A 20,673-nucleotide genomic window follows, 5' to 3' on the forward strand; every position below is an offset into this window, starting at 1 on the left:
CTCAGGGTGCCAGCAGCTGCTCCCGCAGGACGGTGGCGAGCCCGTCCATCGGCAGCGTCCCCTTCTCCGCGATGACGGTGAGCGTCTGGTACGCCGGATCCGCCGGCCGGGCCAGCGTGATCACGGCGACCGGCTCCGTGTAGTGGTTGGCGGAGTTGGTGTACTCCGAGTAGTCCTGGGTGAACGCCGTCGCCTCGCCCAGCGGCGTCTGGATGCTGGTCGCGCCGGCGCGGAGGTCGGCGGGGATGTCCGCGGCGCTGCGGTAGACGCCGTGCCGCCCGTTGATGCGCCGGGGGTCGTCCGGCAGCGGGCAGCCGGTCGCGTAGGCCGTGAACCGGATGAGCCGGCCGTCGCCGAGGTGCACCCGCGTGTCGACGCCCGGGCAGCCCTGCGGCCCCGGCGACAGCGGGATGAGCCGCTGGCCCGCGCCGAGTTTGACGCTGAACGGGACGGGCCCGCCGACCGGCGCCGTCGTCGGCTGCAGGCTCGGGCTCGGGCTCGGCTGGACCGCTCCACCATCGCAGCCCGCGGCGGCGAGGACGGTCACGACGGCGGCTGCGGCGAATCTGCGTCTCATGGCAGCTCTGACCGGCCGTCGGGCGGCGCCGTTCCCCGCTGTCAGGATCGCGACTCCCCTCCAGAGGGCGTAATTAAAAATCTTAAGATCAACTTCTTGAAAGTTAATCCTAGAGGCGCGCATACTTCAGGTATGACAGAGCAGGCGATGGACTGGCAGGAGCTGACGAACCTGACCCGGGGCCGGCCGTTCGTCGTGGAGCGGGTGCGGCTGACCGACAGCGACGTCGCGATCGAGGGCCGGTTCGAGCTGCCGCAGCTGGCCCAGCTCAACGTCGAGGACCAGGTCTTCGTCACGGCGTTCGTGCGGTGCCACGGCTCCATCAAGGAGATGGAGCGGATCTTCGGGGTGAGCTACCCGACGATCAAGGCGCGGCTGAACAGGATCACGCAGTCCCTCGACTTCGTCGAGACCGATCCGCGGCCGTCGCGGGCCGACGTCATCGACCGGCTGCGGCGCGGTGAGATCACCGCGCAGCAGGCACTGTCCGAACTGGACGGTCGCACATGATGCCGCAGCTGCTGACGGTGCGGGTCGACCGGCGGCACCGCCGGCCCGTCCGGCTCTGGATCCCGGTGCTGCCCGTGGCGCTGATCCTGGCGCCGCTGCTGCTGCTCGCGGTGCTGGGCGGGATCATCGCCTGCCTCATCTTCCGCATCAGCGTGCCACGGACCCTGGGCACCGGCTGGCGCGTCTTCTCCGCGCTGCCGGGCACCCGGGTCGACATCGAAGACGGCAACACGGCCGTCCTCGTCTCCATCAGATAGGAGCGTCAACCATGAACGAGCAACGCAAGGACATCCTCGACATGCTCGCCGCGGGCAAGATCACCGTCGACGAGGCGGAGCAGCTCATCGCCGCGCTGGAGCGCGACCAGCCGCCCGTCGCGGCCCTCCCCGAGGCCCGGCCGAAGGGCAAGCCCAAGTACCTGCGGGTGCTGGTCGACACCCTCGAGGGCGGCGAGCCGGGCCGCGTCAACGTCCGCGTGCCGCTGCAGCTGCTGCGCGCCGGCGTGAAGCTGGTGGCGCTCATCCCGCCGCAGGCGCTCCAGCACGCCAACGCCGAGATGCACAAGTCGGGCGTGCCGTTCGACCTGACCCAGCTGAAGCCCGAGCAGCTCGAGGCGCTCATCGAGCACCTCGACGAGATGACCGTCGACGTCGACCAGCCCGACGCCAAGGTCCGCGTCTTCTGCGAGTGACTACGCGGCCCGGGCGAGGAACAGGTCGCTCAGCCGCAGCATGTCGATCCCGCCGCCGTTGGCGTCCAGCACCCGGGCGGTCTCCGATAGGGCCAGCTCACGGTCGGCGGCGGGCAGAATCCGGTAGGCGGAGATCGAGGTCAGGTAGGCCAGGTAGCGGCCGGTGTCGTAGCTGACCTGGTCCCGGAACCGCGCCGACCGCAGGTCAGCGAAGCGCCCGTCGCGCTGGCACTCCTCCAGCGGCCAACCTTCCACACCGGTCCAGGCCCCTGGCACGTCGTCGTAGAAGGACGCGACCGCGTCATGCGGTGAGTGCTCCACACCGTGCCGGCGGTCGATCTCGGCCAGCTCCGCCTGCAGCCCGGCGTCCATGACGCCGTGCGGGTTCCAGAACAGCGCGAGGGTGCCGCCCGGCTCCAGGGCGGCGTGCACCAGGTCCCACCGGCGGCCCGGGTCCGTCCAGTGCCAGGACGTCGCCGCGTACAGCAGCCCGAAGCGCCGGCCGGCGCGCTGCCAATCCTCGAACGCGCTCACCTCGACCGTCACCTCACCGTGCCCGGCGGTGTTGCGACGGAGCACCTCGGCCATCCGCTCGTCGGGCTCCACGCAGACGACCGGGACGCCGCGGGCCGCGAACTGGACCGTCGCCTTGCCGGTGCCGGCCCCGATCTCGGCCGCCGGCCGCGCACCCAGCGCGGCGTAGGCGAGGACCTCGTCGACCATGTCGTCGCAGTAGCCGGGCCGCCCGGCGTCGTACAGCTCCGCGACCTCACCGAACACCCTGCTCCGCATCTCACGCATGATGCCCGTGCCGCACCGCGGAAGGCCCCCTGGGGAGGGGGCCTTCTGGCGGCACGGCGAACCAGCAGCGGCTGGCTTCAGCCGACGGCCTGCTTGAGCAGGGCGGCGATGCGGGCCTCGTCGTCGGCGGACAGGGTGGTCAGGGCGAAGTACGTGGGCCACATGGTGCCGTCGTCCAGCTGCGCCTCGTCGCTGAAGCCGAGGACGGCGTAGCGGGTCTTGAACTTGGCGGCGCTCTGGAAGAAGCACAGGACCTTGCCGTCGCGGGCGTAGGCGGGCATCCCGTACCAGAGCTTCGACGTCAGCGTGGGGGCGCTCTCCTTCACGATGGCGTGCAGGCGCTCGGCGAGGACGCGGTCGGTGTCGGCCATCTCGGCGATCTTCGCCAGGACCTCGCTCTCGGTGTCCGCCTTGGTACCGCGCCGCGCGGTCGACTTGAGCTCCTTCGCCCGGTCCTTCATCGCGGTGCGCTCGGCGGTGGTGAAGCCGTCGTACTTCTCGGTGTTCGCCATGATCGTGCCTCTCTCGTTGAAGTCGGAGCTGACGTTGAAGTTGGTCACCACTGCCCGGCCTGCTGGCGGGTCGGGGCGTTGAGTCGGTTGAAGGCGTTGGTGACGGCGATGTTCAGCAGCAGCGCCGCCAGCTCCTTGTGGTCGAAGTGCTTCGCGGCCAGGTCCCACACCTGGTCCGGCACGGCGTCGGACCGGTCGGCGAGCCGGGTCACGGACTCGGTGAGGGCGAGCGCCGCCCGCTCCTCGTCGCTGAACCACGGCGTCTCCCGCCACGCGGCGACGGCGTCGACCTGGTTGTCGCCGGCGCCGTGCCGGCGGGCCTGGGCGGCGCCGCCCGCGACGCACGGCCCGCAGCCGTTGATCTGGCTGGCCCGCAGGTGGCTCAGCGCCAGCACCCGCTCGCTCACCCCGGCGCCGGCGATCGCGCCGGTGAGCGCCATCAGGGCCTCCATCGCCCCGGGGATCAGGGCCGCCGGGTTGGGCATGCGCTCCGTCGACATCGCGAACTCCCTTGCTGTGTGCTCTCGCTGACAGGACCCATCTGATCAGCGGCGCACCCCGTCCCTCGACGTCCATGGGACACCGTGGGACACGCGCAACGGCGCTGAGCTGGGCAGATACCCCGTCGATCCGACCTCGTGGGGCGGGACGGGTACGGTGTTGCACGTGTCGAGCCCGCAGGAACACCTCGTCGCGCAGCTCGCCCGGATCAAGGAGCTCAGCGGGCTCAGCCTGCGCGCCCTCGCGACGAAGGCGAGCCTGAGCAGCTCGTCGCTGTCGCGGTACATGTCGGGCCAGCTGGTGCCGCCGTGGGAGGCCGTCGTCGCGCTCTGCCGGGCGGTGGGCCGCGACCCGCGCCCGCTGCGCGCCGTGTGGGCGGAGGCGGCCAAGGCCGGCGCCGCTCCCCCGCCCCGCCGCAACGACCTGCCCGCCGACCTGTTCGACTTCACCGGCCGGGAGGCGGAGTCGGCGCTGGTCGAGCAGCTGCTGCGCACCGCCGGCGCGGTCGCCGTCGACGGCATGGGCGGGGTCGGCAAGACCAGCCTCGCCGTGCACGTCGCGCACCGGCTCGCCGGCGCGTACCCCGACGGCGGCCTGTACCTGGACCTGCACGGGTTCACGCCGGGGCAGGAGCCGCTCGACCCGCCGGCGGCGCTCGGCCGGCTCCTCGCCGCGCTGGACGTCACCCACCCGCCGGCCGGCCTCACCGAACGGGCCGCGCTGTGGCGCTCGGAGCTGTCCCGCCGGCGGGCGCTCGTCGTGCTCGACAACGCCGTCGACGCCGAACAGGTGCGGCCGCTGCTGCCCGGGGCCGGGAAGTCCGCGGTCCTCGTCACCAGCCGCAACCGGCTCGTCAGCCTCGACGGCGTGCCGCCGGTGTCGCTCGAACCCCTCGCCGACGGCGACGCCGCGCGGCTGTTCGGCCGCGCCGCCGGACTCACCGCCACCGAGGAGGACGCGGTCGGGCAGGTGCTCCAGCAGTGCGCCGGGCTGCCGCTCGCGCTGCGGATGGCCGGCGCCCGGCTGCGGCACCGGCCCGGCTGGACGGTCGCGGTGCTCGCCGAGCGGCTGCGCGACGCCACCGGCCGGTTCGACGCGGTCTTCGGCATGTCGCTGCAGCAGCTCGACGCGGACCAGCGGCGCGTGTTCCGGCTGCTGGGGGTCCTTCCCGGCGCCGACTTCGACGCCTCGACGGCGGGCGCCCTGGCGGGCCTGCGCTCCGGCGTCGGCGAGGTCCTCGACGAGCTCGTCGACGCGCACCTGCTGCAGGAGGTCGCGCCGGGCCGGTTCCGGATGCACGACCTGATCCGCCAGTACGCCGCCGACCTCGCCGCCGACGAGGAGCCCCAGGCCGACGCCGCGCTGCGCCGCGCCCTGGACCACTACCTGGCGCAGGCCACCGCCCACGAGCGGACCCTGCCCTCGCCGCACCGCCCGCGGCCCGAACCGGGCGACCCGGCGCGGGCGATGGCCTGGTTCGAGCTGGAGTACGTGAACCTGGTCGCCTGCGTCGACGCCGCCGTGCGGATCGGCGCGGACGAGGTCGCCGCCGGGCTGCCGCAGCTGATGCGGGTGTACTTCTTCCGCCACCGCGGCACCGACGACCAGGCCCGCCTGCTGGCGGCGGCCGCCGCTGCCGCGGGCCGGCTCGGCCGGGAACGGGAGCGGGTGGCGCTGCTGTCGGACCTCGGTTTCGCCCGCGCCGCCGCGGGCCGACTGACCGAGGCCATGGCCGCATACGAGGAGGCCGAGCAGGCCGGTGCGGCCGACGACGAGATCGCGGCCGGGCTGGCGCTGCGCGCCGGCATGGCCCATCGCGACCTCGGCGACCTCGAGGCGGCGCGGGCGCAGCTGCGGCGGGCCGGCGAGCTCTTCGAGAAGCTCGGCCGGCCCCCGGGCCAGGCGCAGGCGCTGGCCATCGACGGCTGGGTGACGCTGCAACTGGGCCGGCCCGCCGAGGCGGTCGAGCTCGCGCGGGCCTCCGTCGCGCTCGCCGCCGGCCCGGGCCGGATCACGGGGCTCGTGACGCTCGGCCTCGCCACCGGCGAGGCGGAGGAGGCGCTGCGCACCCTCCAGGACGCGCTGCGGCTCGCGGAGGAGCACAACCTGGCGCACAACCAGGCCCTGTGCCACAACGCCCTCGGCGTCGCGCTGCGCGGGCAGGGTTCGCTCGACGAGGCCCTGGAGCACCACCGGCGCGCCCTGGAGCTGCTCGAACCGCTCGCCGAGGTGCAGCTGGAGCTCGACTGCCGGCACGCCTACGCCGAGACGTGCCGGGCCGCCGGGCTGCGCGACGAGGCCGCCGCGCAGCTCGAACGGGTCATCACCGTCGCGCGGGACCTGGCCCGGCCGCACGACGAGCAGCTCGCGCGTGCGGCGCTGGGCCGGTAGTCACCGCTGGAAGTACTCGCCGTTCCAGGTGTACGGGATCTCCTGGCCCGAACCGGTCTTCACCGTCAGGACGCCGTAGGTGAGCGCCCAGTCCGCCACCGTCGTGCCCTCCGGCGGGCGGATGGCGTCGACGGCACGGAACGAGCCGTCGGCCAGCCGGTCGAGCAGCACCACCGCCGCGGTGCCGCCGCAGGAGACGGCGATCAGCACCCGCCGGTGCCCTTCACCGTCGAGGTCCGCGAGATGCTGCAGCTGGTCCGGCGCCGACGGCTGGGTCAGGTCCCAGGTCACGCCGTCCGACGTGACCTGGCGCCGGTCGCCGAACCGGATCGACGCCGCAGGGCAGCCGATCAGCCCGGCCACCGGCGCGAAGTCGATCGCCGAGACGATGCCCGGCAGGCCCGAGTCCACCTCCGTGAACGACTGCCCGGTCCACTGGTAGGCGCGGGCGGCGCCGAGCCGGTAGCCCCAGTCCGTGTGCCACGGCTTGGCGTCCATCACGATCCGGCCGCCGTCGACCCACCACTCGGTGATCAGCTCGCCACGCGGCCCGGACCAGCCGAGCGCCCGCAGCGTCGCGCCGTCGCGGCGCACCGCGAGCAGCTGCCCCTCCCCGTCCCCGGAGTCCTCCACGGTCTGCTTGCAATCGGCATACAAAACCGCTTCGGGCTTCCCGTCGCCGTTGAGATCGCCGTACATCACCGGCTCCGGCAGGATCGAGATCTTCGGCCACGACGACACGGGGCCCACGATCCTGTCCATCCCGAACCCCATGATAAAGGCCTCCTTCCGCAGCGTGACCGTTCCGGACGGGCAGCCCTCGTGCGCGGGGAGCGTGATCGTGGCGGACGCCCAGTCCACCCCGGCCCAGATCGCGGGCGTCTGCGGCGGTCCCTGCCTGGCCGGCACCTGCTTGCTCGGCCTGGCGTCAGCGGATGCGGTCCGGGTGGGTGACGGGCTCGGCGAAACGCCCGGGACAGGTGCCGTCTTCGACGGTCCGCCCCGCCAGATCAGCCCGCCGCTGACGAGGATCGCCCCCACCACGGCGGCGGCGACCATCCCGGTGGCGATCCGGCGGTGCCGCCGCCTGCGCTCGGCCACCTGGCGCAGCCGCGCGCCGGGGGGTGGCGCGACGCTGCCGCCGACGTCCGCGCGCAGCCGCGACAGTGCGTAGGTCAGTTCGTCAGTCACGGTGGGTCACCTCCTCGGTGGTGTGTGCCAGCTCGGCGGCGAGCGACGCCCGCCCGCGGTGCAGCCACGACTTGACGGTGCCGACGGCGGCGTCCATCTCCCGAGCCACCTCGGCGACCGGCAGGTCGATCAGGTGGTGCAGCACGACGGCCCGCCGCTGCTCCTTGGGGAGCCGGCGCAGGGCCGCGACGAGCGCCACATGGTCGGGGCTCAGCGCGGGGACGTCGGTCGTGCGTTCCCGGCCGAGATACGCGCGGGCGACCCGGCTGCGCCGCCACCGGGACGTGGCGAGGTTGGCCGCGACCCGGCGGATCCAGGCGAGCGGGTCGTCGTACCGTGAGACGTCGCCCCAGCGTTGCCAGGCGCGGCAGAACGCTTCCTGGGCGAGGTCCTGCGCCTCGGCGAGGTCGCCGGCGAGGGCATAGACCATGGCGACGACGTCGCCGTAGCGTGCGTCGTAGAGCGCGTCGAAGTCGGCCGCGGCGGGCGGCGGCCGGTCGGTGGCGCGGCGGTCGGACTCGGGCATGTCACGTCACACGCTATGCCCGTCTATCCGGTTGCGGCCTTCCCCGCCGCGTTGTCCATCGTGTGGTTCGCGGTGTCATCAATGCTCCGGTGGGCGTGGCGCAGGCTCAGCACGACGGTGGTCAGCAGGACGAGCTCGCCGAGGTTGCCCAGCCACGGCACCGCGAACCCGGCCGCCGCGGCGCCGAACATGGCGACCGCCCCGGCGAACAGCCACGGCCACCGGTCTTGCCGCCACAGCACCACCCCGACGCCGATGAGCACGAGGATCGCCACGACCGCCGGCACCGGCGGCCCGGCCGCGTTGTCGTTGACGTAGCGGAGGGTGTCGGCGTACCGCTCGGGCACCAGCCGCAGCCGCACGACGTCGGCCCAGATCCCGATCCCGACCAGCACCGCCGCGAGCGCCGCCAGCGTCCTGCGCCCGCCTCTCGCCAGCCCCGCCCCGACCACGATGAGCAACGGCGTGAACAGCGCGTGCCCCACGAACCGCCCCGCGTTGAGCCCTTCGAGCACATCCCCTTCACCGACGAACCGCCCGGCCGCGATCACCGTGTTGTCGTAGACGAGCGCACCCGCCACCACGACGACGAGCCAGGCCCGCAGCCGCACCGCCACCACCCCGGCACCGACCATGCCGACCGCCAGCACCGCGAAGATGAGTGACACCATGCCGGACCAACCGTTTCACTGAAAGAAACACAGTTCCACTCACGGCAACGTACGGCCCTCCGCCGGGACCGGTCAATCACTTCCACGCATCGAACTCACCGAGAACGTGTCAGAGCGCGTTGATGAAGGCCGCGACATCCTCGACCCGGTCCTGGAGCGTCATCAGAGCTCGGCGCGGAGCGTGGCGCGGCCGGTGTCGGCGTCGAAGGGCACCGACGCGTGCTCGTGGACGATCGTCCAGGCGTCGCCTCGGCGGCGGAGGCAGCTTGTCGCGCGTACCCACATGCCGACCTCGGCGCCGTCCCGCATCGTGCCGCTGATCCGGACCAGGAAGTGGCAGAACGCGAGATCGGCGCCGGCGGTGATCTCCAGGTCGCGGATCTCGTGGCCGATCCCCGTGCGGTACGACGCGACCCACCGCTCCAACCGGTCAGCCGGGTCCTCGCCGCGGCGGACGAGCGGGCCGACCGCGTCGTACAGCACGAGATCGTCGGCGTAGCCGGTGGCCGCGGTGGCGGCGTCCCGGCGGGCGAAGGCGCGGGTGCGGGTCTCCAGCAGCGCGCGGATCTGCTGTTCGCTGCCGGCCGTCATCGCTGGGCCACCTGACGGCCGAGGGCGTCCAGCCAGTCGCCGGTGCCCTGCTCGCGCCACTCGGGCTGTTCCTGGTCGTCCAGGAAGGTTCCCTGTTCGGTGAGCACCAGGCGGGTCCCGTCGCCTTCGCGGGCGAGCTGCACGGTGGTCAGCGACACGGTCGACAGGACGCTGCCGGTGAACAGGGCTGTCGTGTACACGATGCGCTCGTCGGGGACGATGTCGTGATACTCGCTCCGCGCGACGAGGTCGGTCCCGGCGCCGCCGTGCACGGCCTCGGTGCCGCCGACCCGGAAGTCCAGCGAATACCGTCCGTCCTCGGCCGCGAACCACTTCGCCTTCGTGTCGCGGTCGGACCAGGCCGCGAAGACCGTGGCGGGCGCGGCGGCGTAGGTCCGCTCCAGCGTGAACGTGCTGTGCTTCACCGAGTGGTCGGTCATGATCCTGGCTCCTTCTGCTCGTCGTCGAGGACCGCGCCGAGGCGGTCCAGGCGGTGCTCCCACGTCGTGCGCTGGCGCTGCAACCACGCCTCGGCGTCGCGGAGGCCGGCGGGATCGATCTGGCAGGTGCGGACCCGGCCGGCCTTCTCCGACCGCACCAGCCCGCTGTCCTGCAGCACCTGGAGATGCTGGACCGTCGCGGCGACGGTCACGCCGAGCTGGGCGGCCAGCTCGCTCACGGTCGCCGGGCCGCGGGCCAGTCGCTCGATCACCGCCCGCCGGTTACCGTCCGCGAGCGCGTGGAACACCCGGCCCGTCGCCCCCGCCTCATGCTTAAGCATGCACTTAACCGTAGCCGCCGTACCGGCAAAGCTCAAGTGATGGCTTAAGTGTTTGTCATGCGTCCCGGCGGTGGAAGACGTACGCGGCCAGGGCGAGGGCGAGCAGTGTGCCCGTTGCGACCGCGGTGGTGTCCGGCGTGTAGGTGGTCCGGAGCAGCGGGCCGACGTAGTACACGACGAGCACCAGCACCACGGCCGCCTCGGTGCGCCGGACGAGGGTGCCGGCGGCCGCGGCGAGCAGGGTGGTGAGCGTCAGGTGCGCGGTCGAGTGGAGGGCGACCAGCGCGGCGACCGGCAGCGTCACCGCGGCCAGCGCGACGACCTTCGCGGCGTACAGGGGCAGCCGGCGCGGCATGGCGAGGAGGGTCGCACGGATCTGGTCGCCGCCCTGGTGCTCGGAGGCGGTGGCCAGGACGCCGAGCACCAGGAACCCCGCCTGGACGTAGCGGACGGGCTGCGCCGCGTCCAGGGACGCCAGCAGAAGCGCGACGGCGACCGTCAGCAGCACGGTCAGCCGCAGCGACGGCAGCGTCAGCAGCTTGCGCAGCTCGGCGTGCAAGAGCGTCCGGAGTGTCACGGGTCGCGCCGGTGGAAGAGCGCGGCGCCGATCGCGAGCAGGGCCGCGATCCACGCCGTCATCACCAGGCCGGCGGTGAGCGGGGCGATGCGGACCGGGAAGTCGGGCGTGTGGAGGAACATCTGCGCGCCGACGATGTCCGGCAGGTACGCGGCCGCGTCGGTGACCTTCGTCAGCAGGTACGACACGGAGACGACGGTGCTGTTCACGATGAGGAACGTGAGCGGCACGATCCCGTTGCGCGTGATGAGCGTGATGGCGAACGACAACAGGGCGATCAGCGTCCAGTACAGGACGGCGGCGGCGACCCGGCCGGACGCGGGCGCGGACACCCGGTCGCCGTGCAGGACCTCGGTGAGCGTGAGCGCGGCGGCGGCGGTGATCGCGGCCTGGGTCGCGGCGACGAGGACGAGCGCGGTGGTCTTCGCGGCGAGCAGGCGCAGCCGGCCCGGGACGGCTGCGAGCGTCGCGGTCAGCTGGCGGGCGCGCGGGGCGTCGTGGCCGGTGTTGGTGTATTCGCTGCTGATGATGACCACGCCGAGCACCATCGGGCCGATGAGGCCGACGCCGAGGTCCTGCAGTCCCAGGTCGGACGTGTCGGTGATGGTGCCGTCGTCGATGCCGCGGCGGATGTACGACGCGTTGAGCAGCACGATGACGGGCGCCAGCAGGGTGCCAAGGACGATGCCGATCCAGGCGGTCGGCAGGCCCAGCAGCTTGCGGACCTCGGCCGCCACCGCCCAGCGGAAGGCGCTCACCACGGCGCACCCGCGGTGGCGGTCAGGGCGAGGAACGCGTCCTCGAGGGTGGCGTGGTCGCCGGTGACCTCGGCGAGGCCGCCCTGCACCAGGATCCGGCCCTGGTGGATGACGACCACGTCGTCGGCGATCTCGGCGAGCTCGCCCATGAGGTGGCTGGACAGCAGCACGGTGCCGCCCCGCGCGGCCCGGTCCCGCAGGAACTCGCGCATCCACCGGATCCCGGCGGGGTCGAGGCCGTTGACGGGCTCGTCCAGGACCAGCACCGCCGGGTCGCCGAGCAGCGCGGTCGCCAGGCCGAGCCGGCGGCTCATGCCGAGGGAGTAGCGGCCGGCCCGCTTGCGGGCGTCGCCGCTGAGGCCGACGACCTCGAGCACCTCGTCGGCGCGCGACACCGGCAGGCCGTTGCTCACGGCGACCCAGCGCAGGTGCGCGCGGGCCGTCCGGGCGCGGTGCGCGCCGCTGCCGTCCAGCAGCGCGCCGACGACGGTGAGGGGGCGGTGGAGCTCGCGGTACGGGCGGCCACACACGAGCGCGGTGCCGTGCTCCGGGCGGTCCAGCCCGAGCAGGACCCGCAGCGTCGAGGTCTTGCCGGCGCCGTTCTGCCCGAGGAACCCGGTGACGCGTCCGGGGCGCGCCTCGAACGTGACGTCGTGCAGGACCCGCGCCCTGCCCTTGCGCTTGCTGACGCGATCGATCGTGATCATAGGCCGAGTCAACCGGGGCGCCCGGCCGCGGGCATCGGGCCCGGCTCGGATCGTCGCGGCGGCGTGCGACCGTGGGCCGTCAGACCCTGGTCTGAGCACTACAGTCGGCGGCGTGAACGCCCATCCGCGTCCGTCGGGACGCTCCAGCGTCCTGCCGGTGCTCGTCATCGTGGGCATGGTGCTGCTGGCGGCGATGTGCACGGTCGGCGGGGACGGCCCGGGCCGGGTCGTGCTGCCGTGGGCGATGGTCGGCGCCGCGCTCGCCGCCGCGGCGTGGGCGGTGCGCCGCGCCCGCGCGGACCGGACCGCCTACGAGTCGCGCCTGACCGCGTGGGCCGCGTCGGAGGCGGTGCTCGCCGAGCGGCTGCGGATCGCCGGCGACCTGCACGACATCGTCTCGCACGGTCTCGGGCTCATCACGGTCCGCGCCGCGGCGACCCGGCACCTGCCGAAGCCGGCGGAGGTCGAGGCGGCACTCACCGACATCGAGGACGCGAGCCGGCACGCGACCGCGGAGCTGCGGCGGATGCTGACGGTCCTGCGCGAGCCGTCCGCCGCCGGGCTGCGCGCGCCGCTGGACGGCCTGGACGACCTGCCGGCGATCGTCGGCGGCGCGGCGGTCGCCGGCCTGCGGACCCGGCTCGCCGTCGACCCGGAGCTCGGCGCGGTGTCGCAGGGCGTGCAGGTGGCGGTGTGCAAGACCGTCCGGGAAGGGCTCAGCAACGCCGCGCGGTACGCGGGCCCCACCGACGTCCGGGTGACCGTGCACCGCGACGGGCGGTTCGTCGTGGCGGCCGTGACCGACGCGGGGCCGTCCGACCCCGCGTGGCGGGCCACGCCGGGCGCCGGGCACGGCCTCGTGGGCCTGCGGGAGCGGATGACGAGCCTCGACGGCACCCTGACGGCCGAGCCGGTCGACGGCGGCTTCCGGGTCGCCGCGCGGATCCCGGATGACGCGGCATGACGTACATGACGGATATCGCGGACATCAGGGTCATGCTGGTCGACGACCAGCCGCTGCTCCGCCACAGCCTCGCGATGATCATCAACAACGAGGCCGGTCTCCGCGTGGTCGCCGAGGCGGGCGACGGCGCCGACGCCGTCGCGCAGGCCCGCGCGGCCAGGCCCGACGTGATCCTCATGGACGTGCGGATGCCGCACCTCGACGGCCTGCAGGCGACCCGCCGCATCTGCGCCGACCCGTCGCTGGCCGCGGCGCGCGTGCTGGTGCTGAGCATGTTCGAGCTCGACGAGTACGTCTACGAGGCCCTGCACGCGGGCGCCTCCGGCTTCCTGCTCAAGGACGCCCGGCCCGCCGAGCTGATCGAGGCGATCCGCCGCACGCACCGCGGCGAGTCGCTCTTCGCGCCGTCGATCCTGACCCGGCTCGTCGCGCACTACGTGGCCGCGCCCCGCCCGGACCGGCCGACCGCGGCGCTGCGGCGGCTCACCGGCCGCGAGGTCGAGGTGCTCACGCTCATCGGCGGCGGGCTGTCCAACGACGAGATCGCCACCGCGCTGTCGATCTCGGTGAAGACCGTGAAGTCGCACATCACGCACCTCATGGCGAAGCTCGCGGCGCGGGACAGGGCGCAGCTGGTGATCACCGCCTTCGATGCGGGTCTGGTACGGCCACGCTCGTGAAACCCCCGCGAAACGGGGTCGCGCGGGGTTTGGCTGTAGCGGTACAGTCCGGCAATGACCTTGGCCGCTCCGCCGCGCCAGCGGCCGCTCAGTCGTGCCCTCCTACCGCTCGGGCTGATGTTCTTCGCCGTCGGCATCTCCGTCGCCGTCGTCTTCCCGTTCCTGTCGCTGTTCCTGAGCACGGCCGTGCACGCGGACCCCGTCCAGGTCACCGTGTTCCTCATCGCGTCACCGCTGACCGGCGTGCTGGTCTCCTCCGTGGTCGGCCGGGTGTCGGACCGGTGGCCGATCCGCCGGAAGATCCTGGTCGGTGCCGCCCTGTTCGGTGTCGTGGGCAGCCTGGTCGCGATGTTCGTCCGCGACTACTGGGTGCTGTTCGCGCTGTGCATGACCGCCTACGCGTTCGCGGGCTCACTGTTCCCGCAGTCCTTCGCGTACGCCCGGCAGATCCTCGAGCGGGACAGCCCCGGCCAGGCGGCGATGGGCATCAGCGCGCTACGGACCGTGTTCTCCCTCTCGTGGGTCGGCGGCCCGGCGCTCGCCGCGGTGCTGCTGGACGTCGGCGGGTTCCGGCTGGTGTACGGGCTGGCCGCCGCCACGTACGCCCTCGCCGCCCTGATCTCGGTGGTCTGGCTCGAGGAAGTGGAAGCGCCGGCCCCTTCGAAGACGGCGGAACCTTCCGCCGACGCGGCAGCGGGACCTTCGGCCGGCGCGGCGGCCGGGCCGCGTTGGGTGCTGTGGTTGACGATCGTGGCGTTCGTGCTGATGCAGGTGCCGATGACGCTCGGCGTGCAGGCGCTGCCGCTGTACATCGAACAGGACCTGCACAGCGACGCGTCCCGGGCCGGTCTGATCCTCGGCCTGTGCGCCGCCCTGGAGATCCCGCTGATGCTCGGCCTCGGCGCGCTCACCACCCGCTTCAAGCTGCAGACGCTGATCCTCATCGGCGGAGCGTGCGGGACCGCCTACTACGCGATCGCCTGGGTCGCGCCCAACCTGTGGGTGCTCGCCGCCGGGCAGGTGGTCAACGCGCTGTTCATCTCCGCCATCTCCGGCGTCGGCATCACGTACGTCCAGAACCTGCTGCCCGGTCAGCCGGGGCGGGCCACCACGTTGTACACCAACACGTTCCCGATCGGGTCGATCGTCGCCGGCCCGTTGTTCGGCGTGGCCGCGCACTTCGGCTACCGGTCCGCGTTCGGCATGAGCACCGCCCTGTTGGGCACCGGGTTCCTGCTGCTCGTCGTCACCGCCATGTGGGTCAGACCGTCGCGCACCGCAACGTACCCGACACGGTAATGCGGGACGAGCGGGCGCGCGCTACCGTTCCGAGCCATGAGTTCCGTTGCACTGGCGGAGGAGCTGCTCCTGCTCGCCTACGATGACGACACCGGGAAGGCCACCGGCTCCCACATCGGCCTCGACCTCGCCATGGCCGCGGGCGTCCTGGTCGACCTCGCGCTCGCGGGGCGGCTGGCGTACGCCGGGGGGATGATCGTCGTCGTCAAGGACGCGCCGACCGGCGAGCCGATCGCCGACGAGGCCCTCGCCCGGATTGTCGGCGACACGCCGCACACCCCGGCCTCGTGGCTGCAGCGGCTCCGGCACGGCCTGCGCGACCGGGTCCTGGCCGACCTCTGCTCCCGGGGCATCCTCACCGACGTCGACGAGGTCCAGCTCGGCTTCATCCACGTGCACCGCTACCCGATGGCCGATGCGACCGTGGAGACCGAGCTGCGCGCCCGCCTCGGCCGCGCCCTGACCGGCGACGACGTCCCCGACGAGCGGACCGCGGCCCTCGCGGCGCTGGTCGCGGCGGCGCGGATGGAGCCGGCGCTCTACCTGTCGGGCGACGAGATCGCGGCGGCGCACCGGCGGCTGGAGGAGATCAGCGACAACGCCGGCTTCACCGGCGCGATCAGCATGGAGGAGTCCTCGATCCGCCCGTCGGTCGCGCTCGTCGTCAGCGTCCTCGTCCAGGCCATCCAGACCGCGCTCGGCACCGCCCGCACCTGACGCCCGCTCGTGACGGCGGGCCACCCGGCCCGCCGTCCGGCCTTGTGGCAGCATGTCCGGGTGCGTCACGTGTCCGACGACCAGCGCCGGGCCCGGCTCGCGGTCCGGCACGCGCTCGCCCCTGACTTCAGGGTGGCGACCCCGGAGGCCGTCACCGGGGCGATGACCGTCCTGCACGCCACCGAGCCCGCCACGGTCCACCTGTCGTGCCAGGCCCGGACCACGGAGCTGCGCCCCGCCGACGTGGACCGCGCCCTGTACCAGGAACGCACCCTGGTCAAACAGCTCGCGATGCGCCGGACACTCTTCGTGTTCCCGCGCGACCTGCTTCCGGCCGCCTGGCCGAGCGCGTCCGCCCGGGTCGCCGCCGGCGAACGCACCCGCCTGGTCAGGGACCTCGTCGCCACCGGTACCACCACCGACGGCGACGAATGGCTCGACCGCGCCCGCGCCGAGGTCCTCGCCGCGCTCGCCGCCGCTCCTGACGGCCTGCAGCCGACCGAGATCCGCCGCGCCGTACCGACGATCGACGTCACGCTCGACATCACCACCGCCGACCCGCGCGTCTCGACCCGCGTCCTGACCTATCTCGGCGCCGCCGGCGACATCGTCCGGGCCGTAAACGCCGGCGGCTGGCACCTGTCCCGCCCGCGCTGGACTCTGATGTCGTCGTGGCTGCCCCCGGCGGGCACCTGCTTTACCTGGGCCGCGGCCGCCGACGGTTACCGCGAGCTCGTGCGGCGCTGGCTCTTCACCTTCGGCCCCGGCACCGAGGACGACCTGGTCTGGTGGCTCGGCGCCACCAAGGGCATCGTCCGGGCCGCCCTCGCCGCTCTCGGCGCCGTCCAGGTCTCCCTCGACGGCGGCGGCACCGGCTGGCTCCTGCCCGACGACCTCGACGACCTCCCCGACCCCGGCCCGTGGGCCGCCCTGCTCCCCGTCCTCGACCCGACCGTCATGGGCTGGCAGCACCGCGACTTCTACCTCGGCCCGCACCGCGCCGGCATCTTCGACCGCCGCGGCAACGCCGGCACCACCGCCTGGTGCTCCGGCCGCGTGGTCGGCTGCTGGACCCAGGACCCGGCCGGCGTCGTGCAGCTCCGCCTCCTCGAGGACGTCCCCGCCGACGCCCGCCGCCTGCTGTCCGCCGAGGCCGACCGCCTGACGCAGTGGTGCGCGGGCTTCCGCGTCCCGACCATCTACAACTCCCCGGCCATGCGCGCCTGACCGGCCGCGTCGGCCTACAGCCGGGGAAGTGCCTCGCCGGGTCGTGGCTCGCGCCGCAGGTCGAGCCAGAACAGATAACCGCGGAGGCACCCCTCCAGGCCGTCGTCGAGGTAGGCGACGAATTCGCGCTGCCCTCGGGCGGCATCGTGGTAGTGGCCCAGGAACTGGGGGTCGGCGTTGTAGCCCCAATGCGGACGGGTGTCCGCTCCCCAGTCGGCGGCTGTCGCGACCGCCCACTCCCGCACGCGGCCCCGGTCCCGCCACCACTCGCGGACGGCGCCGGCCGTCCAGTGCTCGTCGCCGTCCCAGTTGTAGCCGCTGTACAGCTCCGCCCGGCAGCCGTGCACCACGGCCTCGGTCTCGCGCTCGTCCACCGGCTGCCGGTAGATGAACTCGAACCCGAATCCGCCGCCGAGATCGTCGTCATAGCAGATGTGGTCCGGGGCATCCCGCCGCCCGATGGCCAGGCTGTCGGTCTCGCCCGCGTAGAACGGCCCCGGCACGTTGCGCCAGTTCCGCTGCTCCCAACGCCCGGTGAAGAGCCGATCGACGGGCTCGCCGAGGCGCTCCACCACACTCCGCGCGGTGGGCAGCGGATCCCAGTAGCCGGTCATCTGTCCATCCTGCACGACGCGGCCCCGCCGGTACTGTGGGTCGATGGGGGAAGCGGTCAACGTCATCAATCTCGACGAGCCCGCCGAACGGGCCGCACGGCCGTCGGCGGTCGCGCGGTGGCGGCGCCGGGTGCCGGTGAAGGCGGTGGCGCTCGTGGTGCTCGGCGTCCTGGTCGGTGCCGTCGCCGGCCAGCGATGGGAGGCCGCACGGCAGGAGGGACGGCGGGCGGCGGAGGTCTCGCTGTTCGTGACGGTGGCCGGGACGGAGTCGGCCCAGGGCGACGGCACCCGCCTGACCATCGACGGCACCGTGACCGTGCTCAACGGCGGCCCGAGGCCGGTCCAGGTGACCGGCGCGGACGTCGTGGCCGACGTCATGGTCTGGGGCGATCACCGGATCGAGCCCGGCGCGGCGGGCTGGTTCCGCGTCAACGCCACCATCCCCTGCACCGACGACGCCGCGAGCCGCCCGCTGCGGGTCGGACTGGTGGCGGTGACGGAGGACGGGGTCCGCCGCCCGGTGACGACCGCGCTCCAGCTGAACGGCAGCAGCTGGCAGGACCAAGTCAGGCGCGGCTGCCCGCGACGGTGACCACCCGGCCGCACCGGCCGGGTTCCGACCCTGCCCTGCCGGATCAGCACCTAGCCGAGCTGCGAGCTTCTGGCCGGAGATTTGCCCGATTGGCGGCGTGGGGGCTGGGTGTCGTCGGCGGAGCGGGGTACATATTTTTTGCCGGGGTGTCTGACGGTGTCGAGAACGGGGAGCCGGCTCCGTCCCAGGGGGACAACCGGTCGAGAACGAAGGAGCACACCGTGAAGTACCTGCTGCTGAAGCACTACCGTGGTGGACCGGCGCCGGCGGTCGACTACCCGACGATGGATCAGTGGGCGCCGGAGGACGTCGACGCGCACATCCAGTACATGCGCGACTTCGCGACCAAGCTGGAGAAGTCCGGTGAGTTCGTCGAGATGCAGGCGCTGTCGCCCGAGGGCGCGTTCGTGCGGCACGACGGGGAGGGGCGGCCGGCGGTGACCGACGGTCCGTTCGCCGAGACGAAGGACCTCATCGCCGGCTGGTACGTCATCGACGTCGAGTCGTGGGACCGGGCGGTCGAGGTGGCCGGTGAACTGTCCGCCGCTCCCGGCCCCGGCGGCGAGCCGATCCTCGAGTGGCTGGAGGTCCGGCCGTTCTACACCGAGCTGCCCTCGGCCGGCGAATGAACGAGTCCCTGCTGCGGGAGCTCGTGCCCGCGGTGATCGGTGTCCTCGTCCGGCGCGGAGCGGAGTTCGCGTCGGCCGAGGACGCCGTGCAGGAGGCGCTGATCCGGGCCTTGAAGCTGTGGCCGGACGACCCGCCGCGCGATCCGAAGGCCTGGCTCGTCGCCGCGGCGTGGCACAAGTTCGTCGACGCCGCCCGCTCCGAGGCGTCCCGGCGGGACCGGGAGCTGGCGGTGCAGGACGAGCCGCCCGCCGGGGTGGTGCCCGGCAGCGACGACACGCTCCAGCTGTACTTCCTGTGCGCGCACCCTGCGCTGCCGCCCGCCGCGGCCGTCGCCCTCACGCTGCGCGCCGTGGGCGGGCTGACGACGCGGCAGATCGCCCTCGCCTACCTGGTGCCGGAGGCGACGATGGCGCAGCGGATCAGCCGCGCGAAGCGCCGCATCGCGGGGCAGTCCCTCGACCGCCCCGGCGACCTGCGCACGGTGCTGCGGGTGCTGTACCTCGTGTTCAACGAGGGCTACAGCGGCGACGTCGACCTGGCCGCCGAGGCGATCCGGCTCACCCGCCAGCTCTTCGCGCTGACCCGGGAGCCTGAGGTCGCGGGCCTGCTCGCGCTGATGCTGCTGCACCATGCGCGGCGCGCCTCCCGTACCGGTGCCGACGGCCGGCTGGTGCCGTTGAGCGAACAGGACCGGTCCCGCTGGGACACCGCCCTCATCGCCGAGGGGGTCGAGATCCTCCAGGCGGCGCTGGCCCGCGACCGGCTCGGCGAATACCAGGCGCAGGCCGCGATCGCCGCCCTGCACGCCGACGCGCGCACCACGGAGTCGACCGACTGGGTGCAGATCGTCGAGTGGTACGACGAGCTGCTCCCGCTCACCGGCGACAGCCCCGTGGTGCGCCTCAACCGGGCCGTCGCGGTCGGCGAGGCCGACGGCCCGCGGGCCGGCCTGGCGGCCCTGGGTGGCGTCGACCCCGCCGTCCCCCCCGTACGCGGCGGTGGCGGCCCATCTGCACGAGCGGGCCGGCGACCTGGCCCGCGCCGCGGACCTCTACGCCGAGGCGTCCCGCGCCGCGACCAGCGTTCCGGAGCGCGACCACCTCACCCGCCAGGCCGCCCGTGCCCGCCACCGCGGCCGCTGAGCCGATCAGCGGGCCTCATCCGCCGGCGCGGCTGCCGTACGCGGGGCCGAACACGACGAGCAGGGCCAGGTCCTCGGTGACGTCGACGAACCGGTGCTCCTCGCCCGCCGGCACGAACACGACCGACCCCGGGCCCACGTCCGCCGACCCGCCCGGCGTGACGATCCTGGCCCGGCCCCTGGTGACCACGTAGATCTCGTCCTCGGTGTGCGGGCTCTGGTCGTCGAGCCCGCCCGCCGGGATGCAGTACGTCCCCACCGACAGGTCCGGCACCCGCAGGTGCTCCACCCAGTCGTTGGCCGCCCCGGCGGGCGCCTTCCACTCCCCCGCGCCTTCGATGATCCGCATCCCGGCAGCGTAGATCGTGGCGGTGGTGGGTCAGTGCGGGTTGGGCACGCCGGCGAAGGTCGAGGGCACCGAGAGGCTGCGCCATCTGGGGAGGGGCCAGCAGGTGACGAACGCGCGGCCCACGACGCGGTCGACGGGGATGGTGCCGCTGGAGGCGCCGAGGTGGGCGCGGGAGTCGGCGGACGCGCTGCGGTGGTCGCCGAGCACGAACAGGCGGCCGGCGGGCACCGTGACGTCGAACGGGGTCATGGACGGCTCGTCGCCCGGGTAGAGGTAGTCCTCGTCCAGGGCGGTGCCGTTGATGGTGACCCGGTGCTTGTCGTCGCAGCACTTGACGCGGTCGCCGGCGATGCCGATGACGCGCTTGATGTAGTCCTCGTCGGGGCCGGCGGACCACGCGGCCGGCGGGCGGAAGACGACGATCTCGCCGCGCTCGGGGTCACGGAAGCGGTAGAGCACCTTGTTGACGAGCACCTTGTCGTCGATGATCAGGGTCTGCTCCATCGAGCCTGACGGGATGAAGAACGTCTGGACCAGATATGTGCGCACGACGATCGCCACCAGCGCCGCCACGACAAGCATGACGATGTTCGCCGTCCAGCGCGACCGCCTGCTCTTCACGTTCCCCGTTGCAGGCACGGCCGCAGCGTACATCGTCGATGCCAATGGATCTGC

The 20,673-nt window shown here is 73.3% G+C and carries 27 protein-coding genes and 1 pseudogene; 12 read left to right on the plus strand and 16 right to left on the minus strand.

What is annotated here, in order from left to right; genetic code table 11:
- Position 1: 1 nt before the first annotated feature.
- The gene (locus AB0J72_RS12245) at positions 2-577 is read right to left on the minus strand and encodes a hypothetical protein (protein WP_363397881.1); all 576 of its coding nucleotides are present in this window, start codon (positions 575-577) and stop codon (positions 2-4) included.
- A gap of 132 nt (positions 578-709) precedes the next feature.
- Here AB0J72_RS12245 and AB0J72_RS12250 point away from each other — a divergent pair, with 132 nt between their 5' ends.
- The 3 genes from AB0J72_RS12250 to AB0J72_RS12260 are packed head-to-tail and all read left to right on the plus strand — an operon-like array spanning position 710 to position 1,778.
- Positions 710-1,087, plus strand: a complete 378-nt coding sequence (locus AB0J72_RS12250) for a DUF2089 domain-containing protein (protein WP_363397883.1) — start codon at positions 710-712, stop codon at positions 1,085-1,087.
- The gene (locus tag AB0J72_RS12255) at positions 1,084-1,344 is read left to right on the plus strand and encodes a hypothetical protein (RefSeq protein ID WP_363397885.1); all 261 of its coding nucleotides are present in this window, start codon (positions 1,084-1,086) and stop codon (positions 1,342-1,344) included. Before AB0J72_RS12250 ends, AB0J72_RS12255 begins: the two co-directional genes overlap by 4 nt.
- An 11-nt stretch (positions 1,345-1,355) precedes the next feature.
- Entirely contained in the window at positions 1,356-1,778 is a 423-nt protein-coding gene (locus tag AB0J72_RS12260) for a hypothetical protein (protein ID WP_363397887.1), read from the plus strand.
- Here the strand turns inward: AB0J72_RS12260 and AB0J72_RS12265 are convergent, their stop codons facing one another.
- The 3 genes from AB0J72_RS12265 to AB0J72_RS12275 form a co-directional block, all read right to left on the minus strand.
- The gene (locus AB0J72_RS12265; RefSeq protein WP_363397889.1) at positions 1,779-2,570 is read right to left on the minus strand and encodes a class I SAM-dependent methyltransferase; all 792 of its coding nucleotides are present in this window, start codon (positions 2,568-2,570) and stop codon (positions 1,779-1,781) included.
- A gap of 86 nt (positions 2,571-2,656) precedes the next feature.
- Positions 2,657-3,091 carry a DUF1801 domain-containing protein gene (locus tag AB0J72_RS12270; RefSeq protein WP_363398080.1) on the minus strand — a complete coding sequence of 145 codons (435 nt, stop codon included), beginning with the start codon at positions 3,089-3,091 and terminating at the stop codon, positions 2,657-2,659.
- Positions 3,092-3,135: 44 nt separating this feature from the next.
- Positions 3,136-3,591 (minus strand): carboxymuconolactone decarboxylase family protein, encoded by a 456-nt coding sequence (locus tag AB0J72_RS12275; protein WP_363397891.1) that lies wholly within the window; start codon positions 3,589-3,591, stop codon positions 3,136-3,138.
- A 166-nt stretch (positions 3,592-3,757) separates the two neighbouring features.
- On the opposite strand from AB0J72_RS12275, the gene AB0J72_RS12280 reads away from it, so the two are divergent.
- On the plus strand, positions 3,758-5,983 hold the full coding sequence (locus AB0J72_RS12280) for a tetratricopeptide repeat protein (protein ID WP_363397893.1): 2,226 nt from the start codon (positions 3,758-3,760) through the stop codon (positions 5,981-5,983).
- On the opposite strand, the gene AB0J72_RS12285 is transcribed toward AB0J72_RS12280, so the two are convergent.
- The 9 genes from AB0J72_RS12285 to AB0J72_RS12325 form a co-directional block, all read right to left on the minus strand.
- A complete protein-coding gene (locus AB0J72_RS12285; protein ID WP_363397895.1) occupies positions 5,984-7,174 on the minus strand; it encodes a hypothetical protein in 1,191 nt (396 codons plus the stop codon).
- The gene (locus AB0J72_RS12290; RefSeq protein ID WP_363397897.1) at positions 7,167-7,700 is read right to left on the minus strand and encodes a SigE family RNA polymerase sigma factor; all 534 of its coding nucleotides are present in this window, start codon (positions 7,698-7,700) and stop codon (positions 7,167-7,169) included. The genes AB0J72_RS12285 and AB0J72_RS12290 overlap by 8 nt, the downstream gene beginning before the upstream one ends.
- Positions 7,701-7,723: 23 nt before the next feature.
- Positions 7,724-8,371 carry a hypothetical protein gene (locus AB0J72_RS12295; RefSeq protein WP_363397899.1) on the minus strand — a complete coding sequence of 216 codons (648 nt, stop codon included), beginning with the start codon at positions 8,369-8,371 and terminating at the stop codon, positions 7,724-7,726.
- 162 nt (positions 8,372-8,533) lie between these two features.
- A complete protein-coding gene (locus AB0J72_RS12300) occupies positions 8,534-8,962 on the minus strand; it encodes a nuclear transport factor 2 family protein (protein ID WP_363397901.1) in 429 nt (142 codons plus the stop codon).
- Positions 8,959-9,402, minus strand: a complete 444-nt coding sequence (locus tag AB0J72_RS12305) for an SRPBCC domain-containing protein (protein WP_354894294.1) — start codon at positions 9,400-9,402, stop codon at positions 8,959-8,961. The genes AB0J72_RS12300 and AB0J72_RS12305 overlap by 4 nt, the downstream gene beginning before the upstream one ends.
- On the minus strand, positions 9,399-9,743 hold the full coding sequence (locus AB0J72_RS12310; RefSeq protein WP_344499824.1) for a metalloregulator ArsR/SmtB family transcription factor: 345 nt from the start codon (positions 9,741-9,743) through the stop codon (positions 9,399-9,401). Before AB0J72_RS12310 ends, AB0J72_RS12305 begins: the two co-directional genes overlap by 4 nt.
- A 55-nt stretch (positions 9,744-9,798) precedes the next feature.
- On the minus strand, positions 9,799-10,320 hold the full coding sequence (locus AB0J72_RS12315; protein WP_363397904.1) for a hypothetical protein: 522 nt from the start codon (positions 10,318-10,320) through the stop codon (positions 9,799-9,801).
- On the minus strand, positions 10,317-11,078 hold the full coding sequence (locus AB0J72_RS12320) for a hypothetical protein (RefSeq protein ID WP_363397906.1): 762 nt from the start codon (positions 11,076-11,078) through the stop codon (positions 10,317-10,319). Before AB0J72_RS12320 ends, AB0J72_RS12315 begins: the two co-directional genes overlap by 4 nt.
- The gene (locus tag AB0J72_RS12325) at positions 11,075-11,785 is read right to left on the minus strand and encodes an ATP-binding cassette domain-containing protein (protein ID WP_363397908.1); all 711 of its coding nucleotides are present in this window, start codon (positions 11,783-11,785) and stop codon (positions 11,075-11,077) included. Before AB0J72_RS12325 ends, AB0J72_RS12320 begins: the two co-directional genes overlap by 4 nt.
- 112 nt (positions 11,786-11,897) lie before the next feature.
- On the opposite strand from AB0J72_RS12325, the gene AB0J72_RS12330 reads away from it, so the two are divergent.
- Genes AB0J72_RS12330 through AB0J72_RS12350 form a run of 5 tightly spaced genes read left to right on the plus strand, consistent with a single transcriptional unit; the run spans position 11,898 to position 16,672 of the window.
- Positions 11,898-12,749 (plus strand): histidine kinase, encoded by an 852-nt coding sequence (locus tag AB0J72_RS12330; protein ID WP_363397910.1) that lies wholly within the window; start codon positions 11,898-11,900, stop codon positions 12,747-12,749.
- 32 nt (positions 12,750-12,781) lie between these two features.
- Positions 12,782-13,429 carry a response regulator transcription factor gene (locus AB0J72_RS12335; protein ID WP_363398082.1) on the plus strand — a complete coding sequence of 216 codons (648 nt, stop codon included), beginning with the start codon at positions 12,782-12,784 and terminating at the stop codon, positions 13,427-13,429.
- A 54-nt stretch (positions 13,430-13,483) separates the two neighbouring features.
- Complete coding sequence (locus AB0J72_RS12340) at positions 13,484-14,728, plus strand: sugar efflux transporter (protein WP_363397912.1); 1,245 nt, start codon at positions 13,484-13,486, stop codon at positions 14,726-14,728.
- Between the two features lie 36 nt (positions 14,729-14,764).
- On the plus strand, positions 14,765-15,445 hold the full coding sequence (locus AB0J72_RS12345; protein ID WP_363397914.1) for a GPP34 family phosphoprotein: 681 nt from the start codon (positions 14,765-14,767) through the stop codon (positions 15,443-15,445).
- 60 nt (positions 15,446-15,505) lie between these two features.
- Positions 15,506-16,672, plus strand: a complete 1,167-nt coding sequence (locus AB0J72_RS12350) for a winged helix DNA-binding domain-containing protein (RefSeq protein ID WP_363397916.1) — start codon at positions 15,506-15,508, stop codon at positions 16,670-16,672.
- Between the two features lie 14 nt (positions 16,673-16,686).
- Here the strand turns inward: AB0J72_RS12350 and AB0J72_RS12355 are convergent, their stop codons facing one another.
- On the minus strand, positions 16,687-17,286 hold the full coding sequence (locus AB0J72_RS12355) for a hypothetical protein (protein ID WP_363397918.1): 600 nt from the start codon (positions 17,284-17,286) through the stop codon (positions 16,687-16,689).
- A 43-nt stretch (positions 17,287-17,329) separates the two neighbouring features.
- Between AB0J72_RS12355 and AB0J72_RS12360 the strand changes: the two genes are divergently transcribed.
- The 3 genes and pseudogenes from AB0J72_RS12360 to AB0J72_RS12370 all read left to right on the plus strand — a co-directional run bounded on the left by AB0J72_RS12360 (position 17,330) and on the right by AB0J72_RS12370 (position 19,650).
- Positions 17,330-17,878, plus strand: coding sequence for a hypothetical protein (locus tag AB0J72_RS12360; RefSeq protein ID WP_363397920.1), 549 nt, complete (start codon positions 17,330-17,332; stop codon positions 17,876-17,878).
- 221 nt (positions 17,879-18,099) lie between these two features.
- Entirely contained in the window at positions 18,100-18,507 is a 408-nt protein-coding gene (locus tag AB0J72_RS12365) for a YciI family protein (protein ID WP_363397922.1), read from the plus strand.
- Positions 18,504-19,650, plus strand: a pseudogene (locus AB0J72_RS12370) (DUF6596 domain-containing protein). Before AB0J72_RS12365 ends, AB0J72_RS12370 begins: the two are co-directional and overlap by 4 nt.
- A gap of 15 nt (positions 19,651-19,665) precedes the next feature.
- Here the strand turns inward: AB0J72_RS12370 and AB0J72_RS12375 are convergent.
- Together AB0J72_RS12375 and lepB are read right to left on the minus strand one after the other, a co-directional pair.
- Positions 19,666-19,998: a cupin domain-containing protein gene (locus tag AB0J72_RS12375; protein ID WP_363397924.1), complete on the minus strand. Its 333-nt coding sequence runs from the start codon at positions 19,996-19,998 to the stop codon at positions 19,666-19,668.
- A gap of 30 nt (positions 19,999-20,028) precedes the next feature.
- Positions 20,029-20,580, minus strand: a complete 552-nt coding sequence (gene lepB / locus AB0J72_RS12380; RefSeq protein ID WP_363398084.1) for a signal peptidase I — start codon at positions 20,578-20,580, stop codon at positions 20,029-20,031.
- Positions 20,581-20,673: the final 93 nt, after the last annotated feature.

The organism is Dactylosporangium sp. NPDC049742 (assembly GCF_040674675.1).
Taxonomy (GTDB): Bacteria; Actinomycetota; Actinomycetes; order Mycobacteriales; family Micromonosporaceae; genus Dactylosporangium; species Dactylosporangium maewongense.

Bases quoted from the DNA above. Each gene is read 5' to 3' on its own strand.
- AB0J72_RS12260 (WP_363397887.1), top strand. From the start codon at position 1,356: ATGAACGAGCAACGCAAGGACATCCTCGACATGCTCGCCGCGGGCAAG.
- AB0J72_RS12295 (WP_363397899.1), bottom strand. From the start codon at position 8,371: ATGGTGTCACTCATCTTCGCGGTGCTGGCGGTCGGCATGGTCGGTGCC.
- AB0J72_RS12305 (WP_354894294.1), bottom strand. From the start codon at position 9,402: ATGACCGACCACTCGGTGAAGCACAGCACGTTCACGCTGGAGCGGACC.
- AB0J72_RS12340 (WP_363397912.1), top strand. From the start codon at position 13,484: ATGACCTTGGCCGCTCCGCCGCGCCAGCGGCCGCTCAGTCGTGCCCTC.
- AB0J72_RS12245 (WP_363397881.1), bottom strand. From the start codon at position 577: ATGAGACGCAGATTCGCCGCAGCCGCCGTCGTGACCGTCCTCGCCGCC.
- AB0J72_RS12275 (WP_363397891.1), bottom strand. From the start codon at position 3,591: ATGTCGACGGAGCGCATGCCCAACCCGGCGGCCCTGATCCCCGGGGCG.
- lepB (WP_363398084.1), bottom strand. From the start codon at position 20,580: ATGCTTGTCGTGGCGGCGCTGGTGGCGATCGTCGTGCGCACATATCTG.
- AB0J72_RS12255 (WP_363397885.1), top strand. From the start codon at position 1,084: ATGATGCCGCAGCTGCTGACGGTGCGGGTCGACCGGCGGCACCGCCGG.
- AB0J72_RS12345 (WP_363397914.1), top strand. From the start codon at position 14,765: ATGAGTTCCGTTGCACTGGCGGAGGAGCTGCTCCTGCTCGCCTACGAT.
- AB0J72_RS12325 (WP_363397908.1), bottom strand. From the start codon at position 11,785: ATGATCACGATCGATCGCGTCAGCAAGCGCAAGGGCAGGGCGCGGGTC.
- AB0J72_RS12250 (WP_363397883.1), top strand. From the start codon at position 710: ATGACAGAGCAGGCGATGGACTGGCAGGAGCTGACGAACCTGACCCGG.
- AB0J72_RS12300 (WP_363397901.1), bottom strand. From the start codon at position 8,962: ATGACGGCCGGCAGCGAACAGCAGATCCGCGCGCTGCTGGAGACCCGC.
- AB0J72_RS12310 (WP_344499824.1), bottom strand. From the start codon at position 9,743: ATGCTTAAGCATGAGGCGGGGGCGACGGGCCGGGTGTTCCACGCGCTC.
- AB0J72_RS12335 (WP_363398082.1), top strand. From the start codon at position 12,782: ATGCTGGTCGACGACCAGCCGCTGCTCCGCCACAGCCTCGCGATGATC.
- AB0J72_RS12375 (WP_363397924.1), bottom strand. From the start codon at position 19,998: ATGCGGATCATCGAAGGCGCGGGGGAGTGGAAGGCGCCCGCCGGGGCG.
- AB0J72_RS12290 (WP_363397897.1), bottom strand. From the start codon at position 7,700: ATGCCCGAGTCCGACCGCCGCGCCACCGACCGGCCGCCGCCCGCCGCG.
- AB0J72_RS12360 (WP_363397920.1), top strand. From the start codon at position 17,330: ATGGGGGAAGCGGTCAACGTCATCAATCTCGACGAGCCCGCCGAACGG.
- AB0J72_RS12265 (WP_363397889.1), bottom strand. From the start codon at position 2,570: ATGCGGAGCAGGGTGTTCGGTGAGGTCGCGGAGCTGTACGACGCCGGG.
- AB0J72_RS12270 (WP_363398080.1), bottom strand. From the start codon at position 3,091: ATGGCGAACACCGAGAAGTACGACGGCTTCACCACCGCCGAGCGCACC.
- AB0J72_RS12355 (WP_363397918.1), bottom strand. From the start codon at position 17,286: ATGACCGGCTACTGGGATCCGCTGCCCACCGCGCGGAGTGTGGTGGAG.